Origin of the sequence: Ruegeria atlantica, from assembly GCF_013032505.1 — a bacterium.
In the GTDB taxonomy this organism is placed as follows: domain Bacteria; phylum Pseudomonadota; class Alphaproteobacteria; order Rhodobacterales; family Rhodobacteraceae; genus Ruegeria; species Ruegeria atlantica_F.
Genome location: NZ_WQCG01000002.1, coordinates 283102 through 298622 on the forward strand (window position 1 = coordinate 283102; position 15521 = coordinate 298622).

Annotated in this window: 18 protein-coding genes, 1 pseudogene and 1 riboswitch; of the genes and pseudogenes, 2 read left to right on the forward strand and 17 right to left on the reverse strand. The window is 57.2% G+C overall.

Going from position 1 to position 15521, the window contains the following annotated elements; all coding sequences use genetic code 11:
* Window positions 1-110: 110 nt before the first annotated feature.
* The 13 genes and pseudogenes from GOW92_RS08455 to GOW92_RS08510 all read right to left on the reverse strand — a co-directional run bounded on the left by GOW92_RS08455 (window position 111) and on the right by GOW92_RS08510 (window position 9882).
* Window positions 111-368: a hypothetical protein gene (locus tag GOW92_RS08455; RefSeq protein ID WP_170559829.1), complete on the reverse strand. Its 258-nt coding sequence runs from the start codon at window positions 366-368 to the stop codon at window positions 111-113.
* A 13-nt stretch (window positions 369-381) separates the two neighbouring features.
* Complete coding sequence (locus GOW92_RS08460; RefSeq protein ID WP_170559832.1) at window positions 382-1083, reverse strand: NapC/NirT family cytochrome c; 702 nt, start codon at window positions 1081-1083, stop codon at window positions 382-384.
* 29 nt (window positions 1084-1112) lie between these two features.
* A complete protein-coding gene (locus GOW92_RS08465; protein WP_170559834.1) occupies window positions 1113-1550 on the reverse strand; it encodes a nitrate reductase cytochrome c-type subunit in 438 nt (145 codons plus the stop codon).
* A gap of 12 nt (window positions 1551-1562) precedes the next feature.
* Window positions 1563-2480, reverse strand: coding sequence for a quinol dehydrogenase ferredoxin subunit NapH (gene napH / locus GOW92_RS08470; RefSeq protein WP_170559837.1), 918 nt, complete (start codon window positions 2478-2480; stop codon window positions 1563-1565).
* Complete coding sequence (gene napG, locus GOW92_RS08475) at window positions 2477-3295, reverse strand: ferredoxin-type protein NapG (protein WP_170559840.1); 819 nt, start codon at window positions 3293-3295, stop codon at window positions 2477-2479. Before napG ends, napH begins: the two co-directional genes overlap by 4 nt.
* Window positions 3296-3322: 27 nt before the next feature.
* Window positions 3323-5815 (reverse strand): nitrate reductase catalytic subunit NapA, encoded by a 2493-nt coding sequence (napA, locus tag GOW92_RS08480; protein WP_170559842.1) that lies wholly within the window; start codon window positions 5813-5815, stop codon window positions 3323-3325.
* Complete coding sequence (locus tag GOW92_RS08485; protein ID WP_170559844.1) at window positions 5812-6105, reverse strand: chaperone NapD; 294 nt, start codon at window positions 6103-6105, stop codon at window positions 5812-5814. The genes napA and GOW92_RS08485 overlap by 4 nt, the downstream gene beginning before the upstream one ends.
* Window positions 6102-6302 carry a 4Fe-4S dicluster domain-containing protein gene (locus GOW92_RS24880; protein ID WP_254452988.1) on the reverse strand — a complete coding sequence of 67 codons (201 nt, stop codon included), beginning with the start codon at window positions 6300-6302 and terminating at the stop codon, window positions 6102-6104. Before GOW92_RS24880 ends, GOW92_RS08485 begins: the two co-directional genes overlap by 4 nt.
* A 63-nt stretch (window positions 6303-6365) precedes the next feature.
* Window positions 6366-6665: pseudogene (locus GOW92_RS24885) on the reverse strand (4Fe-4S binding protein); the annotation flags it as partial.
* A gap of 102 nt (window positions 6666-6767) precedes the next feature.
* Window positions 6768-7781 carry a FecCD family ABC transporter permease gene (locus GOW92_RS08495; protein WP_170559848.1) on the reverse strand — a complete coding sequence of 338 codons (1014 nt, stop codon included), beginning with the start codon at window positions 7779-7781 and terminating at the stop codon, window positions 6768-6770.
* Window position 7782: 1 nt separating this feature from the next.
* Window positions 7783-8733: an ABC transporter substrate-binding protein gene (locus GOW92_RS08500; protein ID WP_170559850.1), complete on the reverse strand. Its 951-nt coding sequence runs from the start codon at window positions 8731-8733 to the stop codon at window positions 7783-7785.
* Between the two features lie 10 nt (window positions 8734-8743).
* Window positions 8744-9529, reverse strand: a complete 786-nt coding sequence (locus tag GOW92_RS08505) for an ABC transporter ATP-binding protein (RefSeq protein ID WP_170559852.1) — start codon at window positions 9527-9529, stop codon at window positions 8744-8746.
* Window positions 9526-9882 (reverse strand): DUF1636 family protein, encoded by a 357-nt coding sequence (locus tag GOW92_RS08510; RefSeq protein WP_170559854.1) that lies wholly within the window; start codon window positions 9880-9882, stop codon window positions 9526-9528. The genes GOW92_RS08505 and GOW92_RS08510 overlap by 4 nt, the downstream gene beginning before the upstream one ends.
* Window positions 9883-9983: 101 nt before the next feature.
* Window positions 9984-10190, reverse strand: a riboswitch (cobalamin riboswitch).
* 213 nt (window positions 10191-10403) lie between these two features.
* On the opposite strand from GOW92_RS08510, the gene GOW92_RS08515 reads away from it, so the two are divergent.
* Window positions 10404-11798, forward strand: coding sequence for a bifunctional enoyl-CoA hydratase/phosphate acetyltransferase (locus tag GOW92_RS08515; RefSeq protein WP_170559856.1), 1395 nt, complete (start codon window positions 10404-10406; stop codon window positions 11796-11798).
* Window positions 11791-12960 carry an acetate/propionate family kinase gene (locus tag GOW92_RS08520; RefSeq protein WP_170559858.1) on the forward strand — a complete coding sequence of 390 codons (1170 nt, stop codon included), beginning with the start codon at window positions 11791-11793 and terminating at the stop codon, window positions 12958-12960. Before GOW92_RS08515 ends, GOW92_RS08520 begins: the two co-directional genes overlap by 8 nt.
* A 3-nt stretch (window positions 12961-12963) precedes the next feature.
* Here the strand turns inward: GOW92_RS08520 and GOW92_RS08525 are convergent, their stop codons facing one another.
* From GOW92_RS08525 to GOW92_RS08540, 4 genes are all read right to left on the reverse strand, one after another.
* Window positions 12964-13437 carry a phage holin family protein gene (locus GOW92_RS08525; protein ID WP_170559860.1) on the reverse strand — a complete coding sequence of 158 codons (474 nt, stop codon included), beginning with the start codon at window positions 13435-13437 and terminating at the stop codon, window positions 12964-12966.
* 10 nt (window positions 13438-13447) lie between these two features.
* Window positions 13448-13711 (reverse strand): hypothetical protein, encoded by a 264-nt coding sequence (locus GOW92_RS08530; protein WP_170559862.1) that lies wholly within the window; start codon window positions 13709-13711, stop codon window positions 13448-13450.
* Between the two features lie 170 nt (window positions 13712-13881).
* A complete protein-coding gene (locus GOW92_RS08535) occupies window positions 13882-14547 on the reverse strand; it encodes a D-lyxose/D-mannose family sugar isomerase (RefSeq protein WP_170559863.1) in 666 nt (221 codons plus the stop codon).
* A gap of 17 nt (window positions 14548-14564) precedes the next feature.
* Window positions 14565-15491: a carbohydrate kinase family protein gene (locus GOW92_RS08540; RefSeq protein ID WP_170559865.1), complete on the reverse strand. Its 927-nt coding sequence runs from the start codon at window positions 15489-15491 to the stop codon at window positions 14565-14567.
* Between the last annotated feature and the right edge of the window lie 30 nt (window positions 15492-15521).

A 15521-nucleotide genomic window follows, 5' to 3' on the forward strand; every position in this document is an offset into this window, starting at 1 on the left:
AGGCTATAACAAGGTTATACTACTGAATTCATATCGTTTGTCGCGTTTCCTGAACATTTTCGGTGAAGCGCCGCCAAGCATGTTTGCGGCCGCTCAGGTGGCCGTCGGCATCAGACCGTTGCCCCCTTAATGCGGATGACTGACCCAACGCTACCGGCGCAAAGACCGATGACAATTGCGACCAACAGTTCAAATGTGCCGGCCGCAGCAAATGAACCATGTGCGAAGATCACTGTCGTCAGTATTCCGACAATGCCGCCCATTAATGCGCCAAGCCAAATTCGACGCGTCATCATTCCCAATGCCAGCCCAAGAATACCCGGCAGACTGATGATATTGGCACCGATTGTTCCCAGTATTTCCAGCATGTCGTGCCCCTTTTCAGTCTGCCCGTGTGCTCAGAAATGATTTGATGTCATCTCCGTCAGCTGCGGCTTGTTGTTGCAACCTATCTTGCTTTTTGCTGGCAAGGGTTTCGGTCACTTCCTGATAACGCTCCTGATATCCGGGCGGCAGGCTGTGGGCGATGCCCTGGTGGCAATCGATACAGGTCATGTTTTCATCAATGGCGCGCTGGTGTTCAGAGGCGGCGCGAGCTTCTTGCAACGTGAAATCCATATAGTCGAAGTTATGGCAGTTCCGGCACTCGCGGCTGTCGGATGCTTTCATCTTCTTCCAGACGGCAGTCGCCATGCTCAGACGATGCTCTTCATATTTTTCCGGCGTGCTGATTGTGCCTGCGAGCTCGTGATAGACATCTTTGACCGCCATGATCTTGGCTTTGATCTTGTGGTTCCATTCATGTGGTACGTGACAATCCGAGCAGATGGCCCGCACGCCAGAATGGTTGTTGTAGTGGATCGTCTCACGGTACTCACCCAGATTGGTCTCCATCGTGTGGCACGAGGTACAGAACTCTTCGGTGTTGGTCAGTTCAAGCGTCCAGTGGAAGCCGCCCCAGAAAAGGATGCCAGCCAGAAAGCCTGCAAGGATCAGAAAGCCCGAGCTAAAGGCAACCGCCGGGGTCCAGATCCAGTTCCAGAGGCGGCCAATCCAACCGCGTTTTTCAGGAGAGTCTGCCATATCGGTGCTCCTTTCATTCTTGCGTTGGATTAATTGCCCGAGGACGGCTGAAAGACGTTTTCGACCAACGGTGGTGCGTCCGCTTGCGGAACATGACACTGGTTGCAGAAGTAACGGGTGCCTGCGATGTGATCCAATTCGTTGCCGTCGCGATCCAGATAGTGCGTCATCGATAGGGTTGGCGCATTGCGTTCCCCGGCTTTGGTCCAATCGTGACAGGACAGACACTGATTGGTGCGCGTATCTATCTGGTATTGCTCGATCGAGTGCGGAATCAGCGGTGGCTGCTGGCGATAGTTGCGTTGCATGCGCCCTTCGACGTTCTTATGGATCTGTTCCAAGGGGATCAGTTCATCCACATCGGCCCCCCGCAGGGATTCTACCTGAGCTGATTGCGCAAGGGCGAACCCGCCCAAAAGCAAAACGGGGATAAGGGCTGTAAGGCCTGTTCGGGTTGGCTTGTTCATCTTGGCACTCCCTCAGATAGGTCTGGCTGCGCGCGGATCGGGCGCGGGAACTGGATCGGTAGGTGCGGCGATCTTGTCGTCGAACCGGTGAGTAAATTTGAAAACGTCGACTGCGCATACGTCGATGCAGCGACCGCAGGTGGTGCAGTCTGGAGACAGGATCAGAGGCGTTGAATTTGGGCCGCCCTTAAGCGCAGGGGATATGACCTGGCTTTCAGGGCAAACGGCATAGCAATCCATGCAATCATCGCAAGCTGCCCGGTTCGAGGCGCTGATCCTCAGCAATCCTTTGGCACCAACTAGACTATAAAAAGCACCAACCGGACAAACATGACCGCACCAGCCGTGCCGCGAAACAAACAGGTCGAACACAAAGATGGCGACGATCATGGCCCACACGAACCCGGCGCCGAAAATCAGCCCGCGATGCAGCATGGTAATCGGGTTGACCAGCTCCCATGCGATCACGCCTGTTAGGCCCGAGACGATCAGGACAGTGGCTAAAATCCAAAGGCGGGTGCCGCGCTTGGGCTGCCATCCTTTTGGCAGGTCCAAGCGTCTATGCAACCAGTTGGCCGCATCGGTAACCGGGTTGATCGGGCAAACCCACGAACAATAGACGCGTCCACCAATCAGAGCGTAGGCAACCAGAACGATCACCCCGCCTAACAGCGCTGTCCATGCAGGCCAATGCCCGGCGATCGCGCTTTGCAATAAGATAAATGGGTCCGTCAGCGGCAACACGCCCAGCGTTAAAGACCCGGCAAGCGTACCCTCAACGATCCAGATCCCGAACCACGGTCCCAGCAGAAACAAGGCCAAAAAGAACAGTTGGCTGGCACGGCGCAGCAGCAGGTACTTGTGAGCGCCTGCCCACCCCTTTTGCTGGATGGCCTCCGTTCCGACCGGCAAGTGTGTGCGCGCACTCATTGCCCGACCCCCGGCAATTCATATGAGGGTGTGAAACCGCCCGGGGCGGCAAGATTGTCGGTGCCTGGTCCTGGCAAGCGGTCTGGCAGGTCGATGATGCCTTCGACAAGGGGACCGCCTTTGGCCTCCTTTTCTTCCCAGCCTTTGCGGTAGTGATCGGCACTGCTGCCGCGCGCCAGACGGGCAGGCAGGACTTTGATCGCAGCCTCGGGCAGCACACAGCTTTTTTCGCACATACCGCAACCTGTGCAGCGATCGGCGTGAACGGTCGGGATGAACATCGCATGATGGCCTGAGCGTTCGTTGTGGGCCGTTTCCAGCGTGATCGCCTCATCAATTACCGGACAAACCCGGTAACAGACATCGCAGCGCAGACCTAGGAAGTTCAGACAGTTTTCCTGATCGACAAGAACAGCGACGCCCATTTTAGCATCGTCGATATTATCGAGAGACGGATCCAAAGCTCCAGTGGGGCATGCAGCAACGCATGGGATGTCGTCGCACATTTCGCATGGCACATCCCTTGCTGTGAAATAAGGAGTCCCAGTTGCGACTGCATCCACACCGAGTTCTGCCAATTTCAATGTGTCGTAAGGGCAGTCTCGCACACACAGACCACAGCGGATGCAAGCGGACAGAAATTCCCTTTCCGGTAATGCGCCGGGGGGGCGTAATGCCTCGGCCGGCAATGCGCGAGCATCGCGCGCAAGCCAGGCCAACAATGACCCGGCAACCACGCAGCCACCCGACGCACGCGCCGCATCCTGCAGGAAGCGACGCCTTTGCGGCGAAAGAGGTTTACCTTCAAAGGGCATGGGGACGACCTTTGCCTCGCTTGTCCGTTACGCGCGCTCGACCTTGCAGGCGCATTTCTTGTAGTCGGTCTCTTTCGACAGCGGGCAAGTTGCGTCCAGTGTCAGCTTGTTGGTGAGCTGATGCTCGTCGAACCACGGCATGAACACCAATCCACGCGGTACCTTATTGCGGCCACGGGTCTCGACCCGGCTGGTGACCTCGCCCCGGCGGGTGGAGAGTACGATCTCTTGCCCACGGCGCAGACCGCGATCCTTGGCGTCCTCCGGGTGCATGTAGACAACGGCTGACGGAAACGCGCGATGCAGTTCGGGCACGCGGCGGGTCATCGAACCCGAATGCCAGTGTTCCAGCACACGACCGGTGGACAGCCACAGATCGAATTCCTCATCTGGCTCCTCGGCAGCGGGCTCGTAGGGGGCAAAGATGATCTTGGCTTTTCCGTCCTTGTGACCATAGAACTTAACGTCCGAGCCTTCGGGCACGTAGGGGTCGTACCCCTCGCGGAAGCGATAAAGCGTTTCCTTTCCGTCAACGACGGGCCAGCGCATTCCGCGGGCCTCGTGATACATCTCGAACGGTGCAAGGTCGTGCGCATGGCCGCGTCCGAAATCGGCGTATTCTTCGAACAAACCTTTCTGAACGTAAAACCCGAAATGTTCGGCGTCGTCATTGTGGAAGCCCTCCGCCGTTTCAGACAACGGGAACTGGTCGACTTTGCCGTTGGCGTACAGCACGTCGAACATGGTCTTGCCGCGATGTTCTGGCATCTTGGCCAGTAGTTCTTCGCCCCAGACTTCTTCGACGGTGAAGCGTTTGGAGAATTCCATCAATTGCCACAGGTCGGACTTGGCCTCACCCGGTGCCTGCACCTGTTGGCGCCAGAACTGGGTGCGACGTTCAGCGTTGCCATACGCGCCTTCTTTTTCGACCCACATGGCCGTGGGCAGGATCAGGTCGGCTGAAACTGCGGTCACCGTTGGATAGGGATCCGATACTGTGATGAAGTTCTCGGGGTTGCGGTAACCGGGATAGCCTTCTTCGTTGATGTTGGGCGCGGCCTGCATGTTGTTGTTGCACTGAACCCAATAGGCGTTCAGTTCGCCATCCTTCAGTTTGCGGTGCTGCAACACGGCGTGGAAGCCTGGCTTGGGCGGAATGGTGCCTTCAGGAATGTTCCAGGCGGTTTCGCAAATCTGGCGATGCTCATCATTCGCAACCACCATGTCTGCCGGCAAACGGTGGGCAAAGGTTCCTACCTCACGCGCCGTGCCACAGGCCGAAGGCTGACCGGTCAGCGAGAAGGGTGAGTTGCCGGGTTCGGAAATTTTGCCGACCAACAGGTGCACGTTGTACATCAGCGAGTTCACCCAAGACCCGCGGGTATGCTGGTTGAAGCCCATGGTCCAAAGGCTCATGACCTTGCGGGTCGGGTCGGCGTACTGCTGCGCGAGTTTCTCCAGCTTGTCCGCCGGAACACCTGACAGTTCAGAGGTGTATTCCAGCGTGTAGGGCGCAACCGCTTCGGCGTATTCTTCAAAGCTGATGCTTTCGAGCTTGCCCGAGTCCGGGTTTGCGGCGTCCTGCTGCAGCGGATTGGTCTCGCGCAAGCCATAACCGATGTCTGTGGCGGTTTTGGTGATGTTGACGTGATTTCTGACGAAATACTCATTCACCGCGTTGTTCTGGATGATGTAGTTGGCAATATAGTTCAGGATTGCCAGATCGGTCTGAGGTTCAAACACGATGCCGTTGTCGGCCAGTTCGAACGAGCGATGTTCGAAGGTCGACAGCACGTGCACTTCGCAGCCCGGTTTGGTCAGGCGCGTATCTGTCAAGCGCGACCACAGGATCGGGTGCATCTCAGCCATGTTCGAGCCCCACAGAACGAAGGTATCTGCGTGCTCGAAGTCATCATAGCATCCCATCGGCTCATCAATGCCGAAGGTGCGCATAAAGCCGACAACGGCTGAGGCCATGCAGTGCCGCGCATTGGGGTCGATGTTGTTCGACCGGAACCCGGCTTTCATAAGTTTGGAGGCCGCATAGCCTTCCCAAACCGTCCATTGACCGGATCCGAACATGCCAACGCTGGTTGGGCCTTTCTTGGCCAGCGCTTCTTTCCATTTCGCGGCCATGACATCGAAGGCTTCGTCCCAGCTGACGGGCTCGAACTCACCGTTCTTGTCGTATACGCCGTTGGTCTTGCGCAACAGAGGCGTGGTCAGGCGATCTTTGCCGTACATGATCTTGGACAGGAAGTAGCCCTTGATGCAATTCAGCCCTCGGTTCACAGGTGCGTCGGGGTCACCTTGTGTCGCGACCACACGGCCTTCTTTTGTGCCGACCAGAACTGAGCAGCCAGTGCCGCAGAACCGGCAGGCCGCTTTGTCCCAGCGGATATCCGGTACCCCGGCCTGAGCTTTGGCTTCACCCGCAGCCAGCGGGATACCAGCGGCAGAAGCCGTTGCTGCGGCCGCAGAGGCCTTTAGAAAAGTCCGGCGAGATTCAGAATGTGTCATAGCGTGGGCCTCCGGCTGGTGGTTGGGCTTGGGGCATCGGGCTGCGGATGGGCGTCCGCGAGATCCTCGAAATGGTGATAAGTCAGGGTCAATGAGATGACGCCTGGGATCTGGTGCAGATCCATGATGGTTTCGGATGCAAGGCGGGTTGGAGTGTCTTCGACGACAACAACAAATCGGCCATCTTCCGTTTCAGCGTGAATTTCGACGCCAGGTGTATTCTTCATCACCCGTGCAGCCGCATCGGTGTGATTAGGTGCGACGTGGGCAAGACAACCGCAGATGTTCATTGTTTGGCTTCCATTTGTGGTTGAGGTTGGCGTTCCAGCGCAATGGCATCGGCGGGGCATAAGCTTGGGCAAATCCCGCAGCCATTGCAGGTGTCAAAGTCCAGCGCAGGTTCTGCGCGCCCACCGGTCATCAGTTTGAAGCGGATTGCGTTTTGCTCGCAGTTGTCTTGGCAGATGCGGCAACTGACGCCGTTCATTGATAAACAATTGTCCACTTTAAGCGCGGCGCGCCATGACCACTCCGCCAAACGGTCAATATTTAATGCTTCGGTTGGGCAAACCTGAGCGCAATCGCCGCAAAACGTGCAGGGATTGTCGGTGGGTTGGAACCGAGGATACCCGTCTGCTCCGACGGTGATTGCATCTTCGGGGCAGGTCTCTGCGCATTCACCGCACTTGCTGCACAATTCTGTAAAGCACAGATCGACTGAGCCCGGAGGCCTGGCAACAGTGCCGTCCTCTGGTCTGATCCTTGCGCTTAGAAACGCGCGTCGGCTGGTCAGTTGTTGCATTGCATGCGACCTGGCTACACTCGATTCCTGAAATCGAGTGTATCGCATACCGCGATCCGTGGGAGCCTTTTTTGATTTAGGTCATTTTGACTATAAAATATTAGTCATTTAGGAAGCTTTAATTTTTCGTGCTAAAGCAATCTATTGTGGTCACCGCCGCGGTCGGGCGGTCCGGATCAGCAGAAGAAAGACAAATACCGAGCCCAGCGACGTCGTGACAATGCCAACTGGCAGCTCTTGCGGAGCAAGCAACAGACGGCTGAGGATGTCCGAACCCGTCAGCAAAGCTGCGCCGACAATGGCGGCAGTTGGTACAAGCTGACTGTGCAATGGCCCGGCGATACCTCGTGCGATATGGGGGACCATCAAGCCGACAAACCCGATCACACCCGCCACGGACACAAAAACGGCGGTCGCAAGTGCTGCGACAAAAAACATCCGGAACCGCAAACCCTGAACAGGCACCCCCAAAGTGGTAGCGGTTAGATCACCGGTCAGCAGCGCATCAAGCCAGCGGCTGCGATACATCGCATAGGCCAGGATCAACACCAATCCGGCGCAGACAAGTGGGAATGTCTCCCACCTTGCAAGACCCAAACCTCCCAGCATCCAGAAAATGACAGAATGGGCCGCACGGCTGTCGCCGGCAAAAATGAGGTAATTGGTAATCGCGGAAAACAGGAACGAAACTGCAAGCCCTGCAAGGATCAGTTTCTCGGGCGCGCTTGTGCGCAGGCCGTGAACAAGCGCCAGCACTATGCCTGATGCCACAAGCCCCCCAAAAAAAGCCGCCAGCGGCAGGGTCCAAAAGCCCAGCACATCGCCAGTCACCGTGATGACGAAGACCGCCCCTGCTGCCGCTCCAGAGGACAGGCCGAACAGAAACGGGTCCGCCAGATCATTACGCGTTGTCGTTTGCAGGACAACACCGACGATGCCCAGCCCGGCCCCAATCACGGCCGCAAACAGCGCGCGCGGCAGCCGCAGGTCAAACACGATACGGTGGAGCGGGGACATCTCTCCATCCACCACTCCAGTACCCAACAAAACGGCGGACAGTGCGTCCGAGGCCGGTATGGATGTGGTTCCGTAGATAGTCGAAATCAGCAAAAGGGCGGCCAGTACAGCCGCCCCCAGCAAGAGTGTCAGGCCAAGTCGGCCCATATCAGTTCAAGCCCGGGTGCATGGCCTTGGCCATTTTCGAAATGGCTTCGATATTTGCCGGGCCGGGGGTCAGTTCTTCGTAGCGCAGACCGATCCAGCGTTCGTTCTTGACCGCGTCCGTCTGAGACATCACCGGGTGATCCTGCAAGAACTGGAATGTATCGGCGGCGCCATTTCCGGTCTGATAGTCCAGCAAAACCAGGAATTCGGGGTTCGAAGCGGCGACAGCCTCCCACGAGGATCGCCCCCAGCTGGTGTCCATGTCATGGGTGACGTTCTCGCCACCAGCGGCGGAAATCATTGCGTCAGGAATGGCGAACTTACCGGCCGTAAATGGCGCGTCGGCGGGGCCGTCCAGCAGGAAAACGCGGGGTTTGGGTAGGTCGGCGGTCTGCGCCTCGATCGCGGACAGTTCTTCTTGCCAGCCAGAAACCAGCTCTTCTGCCTTGTCTTCAACGTGCATGACTTTGCCCAGGCGAAGGACGTCGTTGAACAGCAGATCCATGCTGGCTTCGGGGCGTTCCTTGTCCAGATGCACGCAGCTTTCGGTCAGGATCATCGTTTTGATGCCGAAAGGCGCAAGCGTGTCCGGGGTCACGTCTCCACCCGGCTTCATGCCATAGTACCAGCCCGCAAAGAAAAGGTCGGGTTCGACTGCGACCAGATTTTCAACTGTCGGATACTTGGGAGCAAGTTCCGGGATGTCGCCACGCAGAGTGTCAAATTCCGGGCTGGTTTTGTACCAGCCGGTGATACCGGTCAGACCAACGATCTTGTCCTGCAGGCCCAACGCAAAGGCCATATCGGTCATGTTCATATCGTGCACAACCAGCCGTTCGGGCTGAGTTTCGAACACTAAAGGTTCGCCGCAGTTGTCTACGGTGATCTCATGCGCCGCTGCGCTGCTTGCAACGCCGCTGATCAGTGCCGCGCACCAGAGTGTTTTCTTCATCTTGGGTTCCCTAATTTGAGATAGTGGTTCTTCGAATATCCAGTGCCGGGATCACACGGCCTTCGTGTTGAAAGCTCAGGTAATCGACACCAAACGTTTCACGGACCCTTTCGGGAGTCAGCACCTCGTGCACCGGTCCGAAACCAGTAAGGCGCGTGGACTTCATCAAAGCGACGTGAGTGGCGAATTCCGGTATCATGACCAGGTCATGGACAATCATGACCACCGTTATGCCAAGCTCTGCCACCAGCGATAGCATCCGTCCCTTGGCGTCAGGGTCCAGATGGTTCGTCGGTTCATCCAGAAACAACAGGGAAGGGTTTTGGGCCAACGCCCGCGCAATATGCGCGCGCTGACGTTCGCCACCCGACAATACTGCCATCCGCTTGTCGGCGAGCGTGTCCAGACTGGTCAGGTTCAGGATGCGATCCAGTTCCAAAGAATGCTCTGCGGCTGATCGATCAGCATGGATCGGGATTTGTCCAAGGGCCACATAGTCGCGCAGAAACAAGCGCCCGTCAGGAGATTCCTGCTGGCTGACCACGGCAATCATTCGGGCTCGGTCCATAGCCGAAAGCCGTCGAAGGCTGCGTCCCTTTACCAGAACGTCCCCCAGCACGATCTCTTCGGCACCGCACAATAAATTCAGCAACGTTGTCTTGCCCGCGCCGTTAGGGCCAGCAATTGCCAGAATAGCCCCCTCATCCAATTCGAAATTGACGTCTTTGAGCAAAACGTCGCCGTTCAGGGCGTAATACTCCAGCGCGCGCGCCTCTAGAAAGGTCCCGCAAGTCATGCGCTGGCCTCCAGCTTGAGCGGCGGAAGACGCGATAGGGTTTTTTCAAGAAGGGCGGGGGGGCGATTTGTTGCTTTGGTCCAGCCGTGGTCGCTGTTGTGGTACTGATGCGCAAATTCGGCCAATGCGTCCACATCCTGATCCGATTGGATGTCACCGAAAAGGTACTGCGCCTTGTCTAATGCTTGAAACCCGACCGTCGCGGGTCGGCTGCAACCGGCCATGCAGGAGACATTACGGATGCCAAAGCCGGTTGGAAGCTTGGCTTCCAGCGCATCTCGCAGTGAAGCTGCCCGGTCAGAGCCTTCGCAGGTTTCGCAAATTAGAAGAAAATGATCAGGATTGTTCGGCATGGCCCACTCCGCTTGTGGCCAAGCGCGAACAGAAGGTGCCAGTAATGTCATCACGTCCAGGACGTGTCATAGAGCCTCCTTCCAGGACGCCCCGCCCCGGGTTGGTTGAATATTGGATGGTAGGTCTCCTGACTTGCGGGTCGTAGCTTGGCCATCCTTCCCGACCTATTAGGGTCAGTGGACAATTGGCGTCGCTCACCGCTTACAGTTGCGGGGGCAGTCACGGACTCGGTGCCGATTGGCAACCTCACCGTATTCCCTTTTCATCCCTCGGCGAACCAGAGGGAACCATCAGGGCTGATGCTTGCCCGAGTTCCGATTTTGGGTCAAGCGATAATCCGCACCTCTCCGCACCTCTCCGCGCGACTTTGCTGCCATTTGGCCATTTGTCTTTCGGCGATATACCGACTACGCTGCGTCGCAGAAATGACAGCAACAAGATGGGCTGCTCTCGCCTCGAAAGGCCCGGAATCCAAACGCTTGGAACGACGAAAGCGCATTCGAATACAAAGCCGGACGAGATGAAAATTCAGGAAAACCGAACTTATTCTCAACTGAAAGTGGGCGACAAGGCACAGGTTACCCGATTGTGCACCGTGGACGATTTGTACGCATTTGCCTCGGCCTCGGGCGACCACAACCCTTTGCATTTGGCGGCCTATGACGGAGACGGAGATGGGCAGCCAGAGGCTGTCGCGCCCGCGTTGTGGCCAGCGGGCTTGGTTGCTGCGGTTATCGGGAACATCTTGCCGGGGGCTGGTACGCAAACACGTCGGGCAGATCTGAGTTTTCATGCGCCGGTTTTGGCAGGTCAAGAACTGACGGCCTTTGTTTCCATAATCGAAAAGCGCGAAGATGGCGACGTGACGTGCTCGACCGAAGTGCGCCGGGTCAACGACAACGCATTGATCCTGAGCGGTACGGTACAGGTCACGCCACCGCCACGGCATTTGACATTCGATTCGGTTGAGGTCCCGGGGCTAATCGTTCAGCGGCACCGGCACTTTGACGCCCTGTTAGAAAAGGCCCGGCCACTGGATCCAATGCCGACGGCTGTCGTCGCCCCAGAAGAGCCGAAATCGCTGGGCGGGGCGTTGCTTGCGGCTAAAAACAGCATCATCACTCCGATTTTGGTGGGCGATCCGGTTAAAATTACCGCCGCAGCTGCCCAGCTTGAGGCTGACATGTCCGGAATAGAGATCATTGAAGCGCAGCACCACGATGCGGCGGCGCATCATGCGGTCAGTCTGGTCGTTGAAGGTAGGGCCCGGATGTTGATGAAGGGTCACTTACATACAGATGTCCTGCTGCGCGCCGTTTTGCGCCGCGAAAAGGGGCTGAGGACCGGGCGACGCCTTTCGCATGTGTTTGTTATGGACGTCCCCGGCATGTCCCGGCCCATCATGGTAACCGATGCAGCTGTAAACATTGCACCGGATCTCGAAACCAAGGCCGACATTGTTCAGAACGCAATCTATCTGGCACATTCCATTGGTATCGAGATGCCCAAGGTCGGTGTTTTGTCGGCGGTCGAAACGATCAACCCGCACTTGCCGTCGTCTGTCGATGCGGCGCTGTTGTCGAAAATGGCCGAGCGTGGGCAGATCATCGGCGGGCTGGTCGATGGCCCTTTGGCCATGGACAACGCAGTTGATCTGAATGCCGCGCGGACAAAGGGCATAACCTCGCAGGTTGCGGGTGTCGCAGATATTCTGGTTGTTCCGAACATTGAGGCGGGGAACATGGTGGCCAAACAGCTGACATATATCTCTCATGCTGAGGCTGCTGGTGTCGTGGTTGGAGCTGCGGCGCCGATCATCCTGACGTCCCGCGCGGATGATGACGCCTCGCGGCTGGCATCCTGTGCAGTCGCAGCGCTTCACGCAATTGCGAATGAAGGCAAAATCAATGGCTGAACATGTTCTGGCACTGAATGCCGGGTCGTCCTCGTTGAAATTCGCGTTGTACGAACTGGTCGAGGATCGCCGCCCCAGTATGCGCTGGCGCGGTCAGATCGAGAGGTTGGGGGATGCCCCACGTCTGTTGGCCCAGTCGGCGGGGGGGCGGTCAGTCGATCGACAGCTTTCTGGGGCGAAATCCCATGGCGAAGCGATCAATGCGTTTCTCGAACTTACCCGCGAATACCTTCCGGACATTCACGTCCGGGCCGTTGGCCATCGCGTCGTTCATGGCGGGCCGGTTTATTCCGAACCCGTCGTGGTGGATGATCGTGTACTTGACACGCTAAGCGGGTTCATTCCCTTCGCACCTTTGCACCAACCCTACAGCCTTGCCGGTATCAAGGCTGCCGCTGCGGCTTTTCCCGGCACAACTCAAGTAGCGTGTTTCGACACCGCGTTTCACCGGACGCATCCTTGGGTGAATGATACCTTTGCTCTTCCGCAACGTTTTTACGAGAAGGGTGTGCGCAGATACGGGTTTCACGGTCTGAGCTATGACTATGTCTCGCAAAAGCTGAAGGAAATCGCGCCGGGCCTTTACGATGGGCGCGTAGTTATTGCACATCTTGGAAACGGTGCATCGATGTGTGCCGTGTCGGGTGGGCGGGCTGTGGCCTCGACTATGGGATTTTCCGCGCTGGACGGTCTGCCCATGGGCACACGCAGTGGGCAACTGGACCCAGGCGTTGTGCTGTACATGATGCAGCAAGAGGGGATGGAGGCCGACGAGATTGCTGAGCTTCTCTATCGCAAGTCCGGCTTGTTGGGACTGTCCGGCATGTCCTCTGATATGCGCACACTGCTAGCCGCTGACACACAGGAAGCGCGCAAAGCGATTGAGTATTATGTCTTCCGTATCCGCCGGGAACTGGGCGCTTTGTCTGCTGCTTTGGAAGGTATTGACGCTTTGGTGTTCACTGGGGGCATCGGCGAAAATGCTGCCCGCATCCGTCAGATGGTCTGCGAAGGAATGCGTTGGATCGGGATTGAAATGGACCCCAACAGAAACGCGGACAACGGCACAGTTCTGTCGACCGATTTTAGCCGGGTGCGCATTCTGGCCATTCCAACGAACGAAGAGATGGTGATCGCCCGTGCAGCAGCCAGAATGGCCTGACGGCTACTGATCCGATTTGTTCTTCCCGCGCCGCGCGTATCTGAGCAGGACGCCAAGTAGCGTGCTGATTATGTCGGGCGACAGCACCCCGATCGGGTCGCGTTTGAGACCGACAATCATGTTGCGCGCCTCGGTGACATTGTCCCGGACTTCATCCTCGATGTCGTGCAGTGCCATATCCCGCAACTCTACTGCTGCCGACGTATCGCTTTCTGCGGTCATAGAATTTGCCACCAGAGCGAGAAGAACCGCAAGTACGAGATTAACCCCAGCCACTATGACCGCCGCCAAAGATTTTGACATGGTCTCGGACAACCAAAAGAACCCTGCGACGTTCAGCATGATTACCGCCAGCCCGACGGCCAACCCGGCAGCTGCATAAAAACCCGTGCGCTTTGCCGCCACGGCCAGTTGTCTTTGCGCAATCAGCCGTTCGGCGCGCAGGATGATCGAAACGTTACGTGAAATGCGGCTCATGATCGGGCTCCTACCGGGAACGGCCTAGAAGATAGCCAACCGTGAAAATCCCCAGGGCGAACAGGATCGGCCTTTTGTGGGGAAATTCCTCTAACTCAGTCATGACTTCTTCCAGCTGCGTTGACCACTCGTCCAGGGTTTCGACAATTCCGTCCGACATAGATTTATCCGGATCGGCTTGTTTGTCGTCTTTTGACGCTGAGTTGCTGGATTGTTCGGCCAGCTGACGTCGCAATTCTGCGACTTCGGCTTCTAACTGTGCTTTGGTTACCATCTCTCAGGTCCTTCGATGGCCGCGCAAAAATCAGGCTCGCGACTTTTTCCTTTGTCCCGGCTCAGTTTAATTCGATTTTTTGAATTCAGGAAAGGGTGTTATCCCGATGCTGCTACCAGCACCGGGCTCGGATGAGGCGCAAACGGGCCGACGTGCGCGCTAACTTCCTATCAATAGTCCGATACCAGCAGGAACTCCGGCTCGGCATCTTCTTCAATCGTTGCATAGCGTGGGATGGGATCCTCGAACACATTGTCGGTTCGGTCATCGTTCACTGTTGAAACCTCGCCGATCAGGCAGTCACCTTTTTCCGCCCAGAATGCGTGCCAAATGCCGGGCATCAGGGTGACGCTCTGGCCGGGCTTCAGCCTCAGCAACTCGCCGGGTTGGATGGTGACGGGGCAGCTGTCGCTGGGAACGACCACCGGATTGTCTCTGTCAATGCCGCCTTCAGGGTCCGAGGCATAAATCTCCATAACCAGGTCGCCGCCGCCCCGGTTGATAATGTCTTCGGCCTTGATGATGTGGCGATGCATTGGCGACAGTTGTTTGTCCCGGGAAATCAAAAGCTTTTCGGCGTAAAGCATCCCGCGACCCTTGTTCAGATCCTGCACATCGCCGTTGCGCAAGGTAAAAAGGAACAGGCCAAGTTCATCAAACCGGCCTTGGCCGTAATCGGTGATGTCCCACCCAAGCCCGCGGTCGCGTATGTCTTGCGCCTGGGTGCTGCGCAATTGCTCCGGAGACCAGTTGGCAAATGGGGGCAGAACAGCGCCGAATGAGCGTATGAATGCCTCGGCCTCGGATTTGATGGTATTGATATCAGATCTTTTCATCTCGGTCCCTCGTAGGGTCAAAGTTCATGTGCCCAGGGCGGGTTTGCTCCGGCGCGGGAAACTGTGATTGCGGCCACGTCTGCCCCTTTGGTCAACGCCGCACGCAGATCATCCGGGCCCAGCGTTCGTAGATTGGCCTTTGTCAATCGACCTGCGCCGTCCAACTCGGCCAGAACACCTGCGTTGAACGTGTCTCCTGCGCCCACGGTATCGACGACCTCGACCGCCTTGACAGGCACCGAGGTTTCGGACCCGTCTGCCAGATATCCCGAGGCCCCATCACTGCCGCGCGTTACGATGACAACGGCCGGGCCTGCTTGCAGCAGCAAAGGTACTTTCTCGGCCAGTGTTTCAGGTCCCGGAACGATCCAGTCCAGATCCTCATCCGAGACTTTGACGATGTCAGATTGTGCAATCATACGGTTTAGCCGCGTACGATACCGCGTTTGATCCTTGATAAATCCAGGCCGGATATTTGGATCCAGCATGACCGCTCGGTCCGCTCCGTGACGCTCAAGCAGGGCCGCATAAGCATCCGCGCAGGGTTCGCACGCCAAGCTAATCCCGCCAAAATACAGCGCCGACGCAGCAGGCAATTGTTTTGGCATATCCTCAGGGGTCAACATGCGCCCGGCCGAGTTTTCGTCGACAAAGTTGTAGCTGGCATGGCCATCTTCCAGCTGGACAAAGGCCAGTGTCGTCGGGCGATCCGATCGGATCACATGGCTGGCGTCTACGTGGCTGGTTTGCAGCGCGTCCGCCAGTTGCTGACCGAACATATCCGACGATAGCCCGGTCAAAAGACCCGCTGGCGCGCCTAGCCGACCCAGCGCTACGGCTGTGTTGAACACTGCACCACCGGAGTGGGGCACGAATCCGCGCGACCCAGAAACGGTTGGCTCGGCGATCATGTCGATCAGGGCTTCACCGCAGCACAAAATCATGCCGTGGTCCTTTCTGTAATCAGCTCAGGC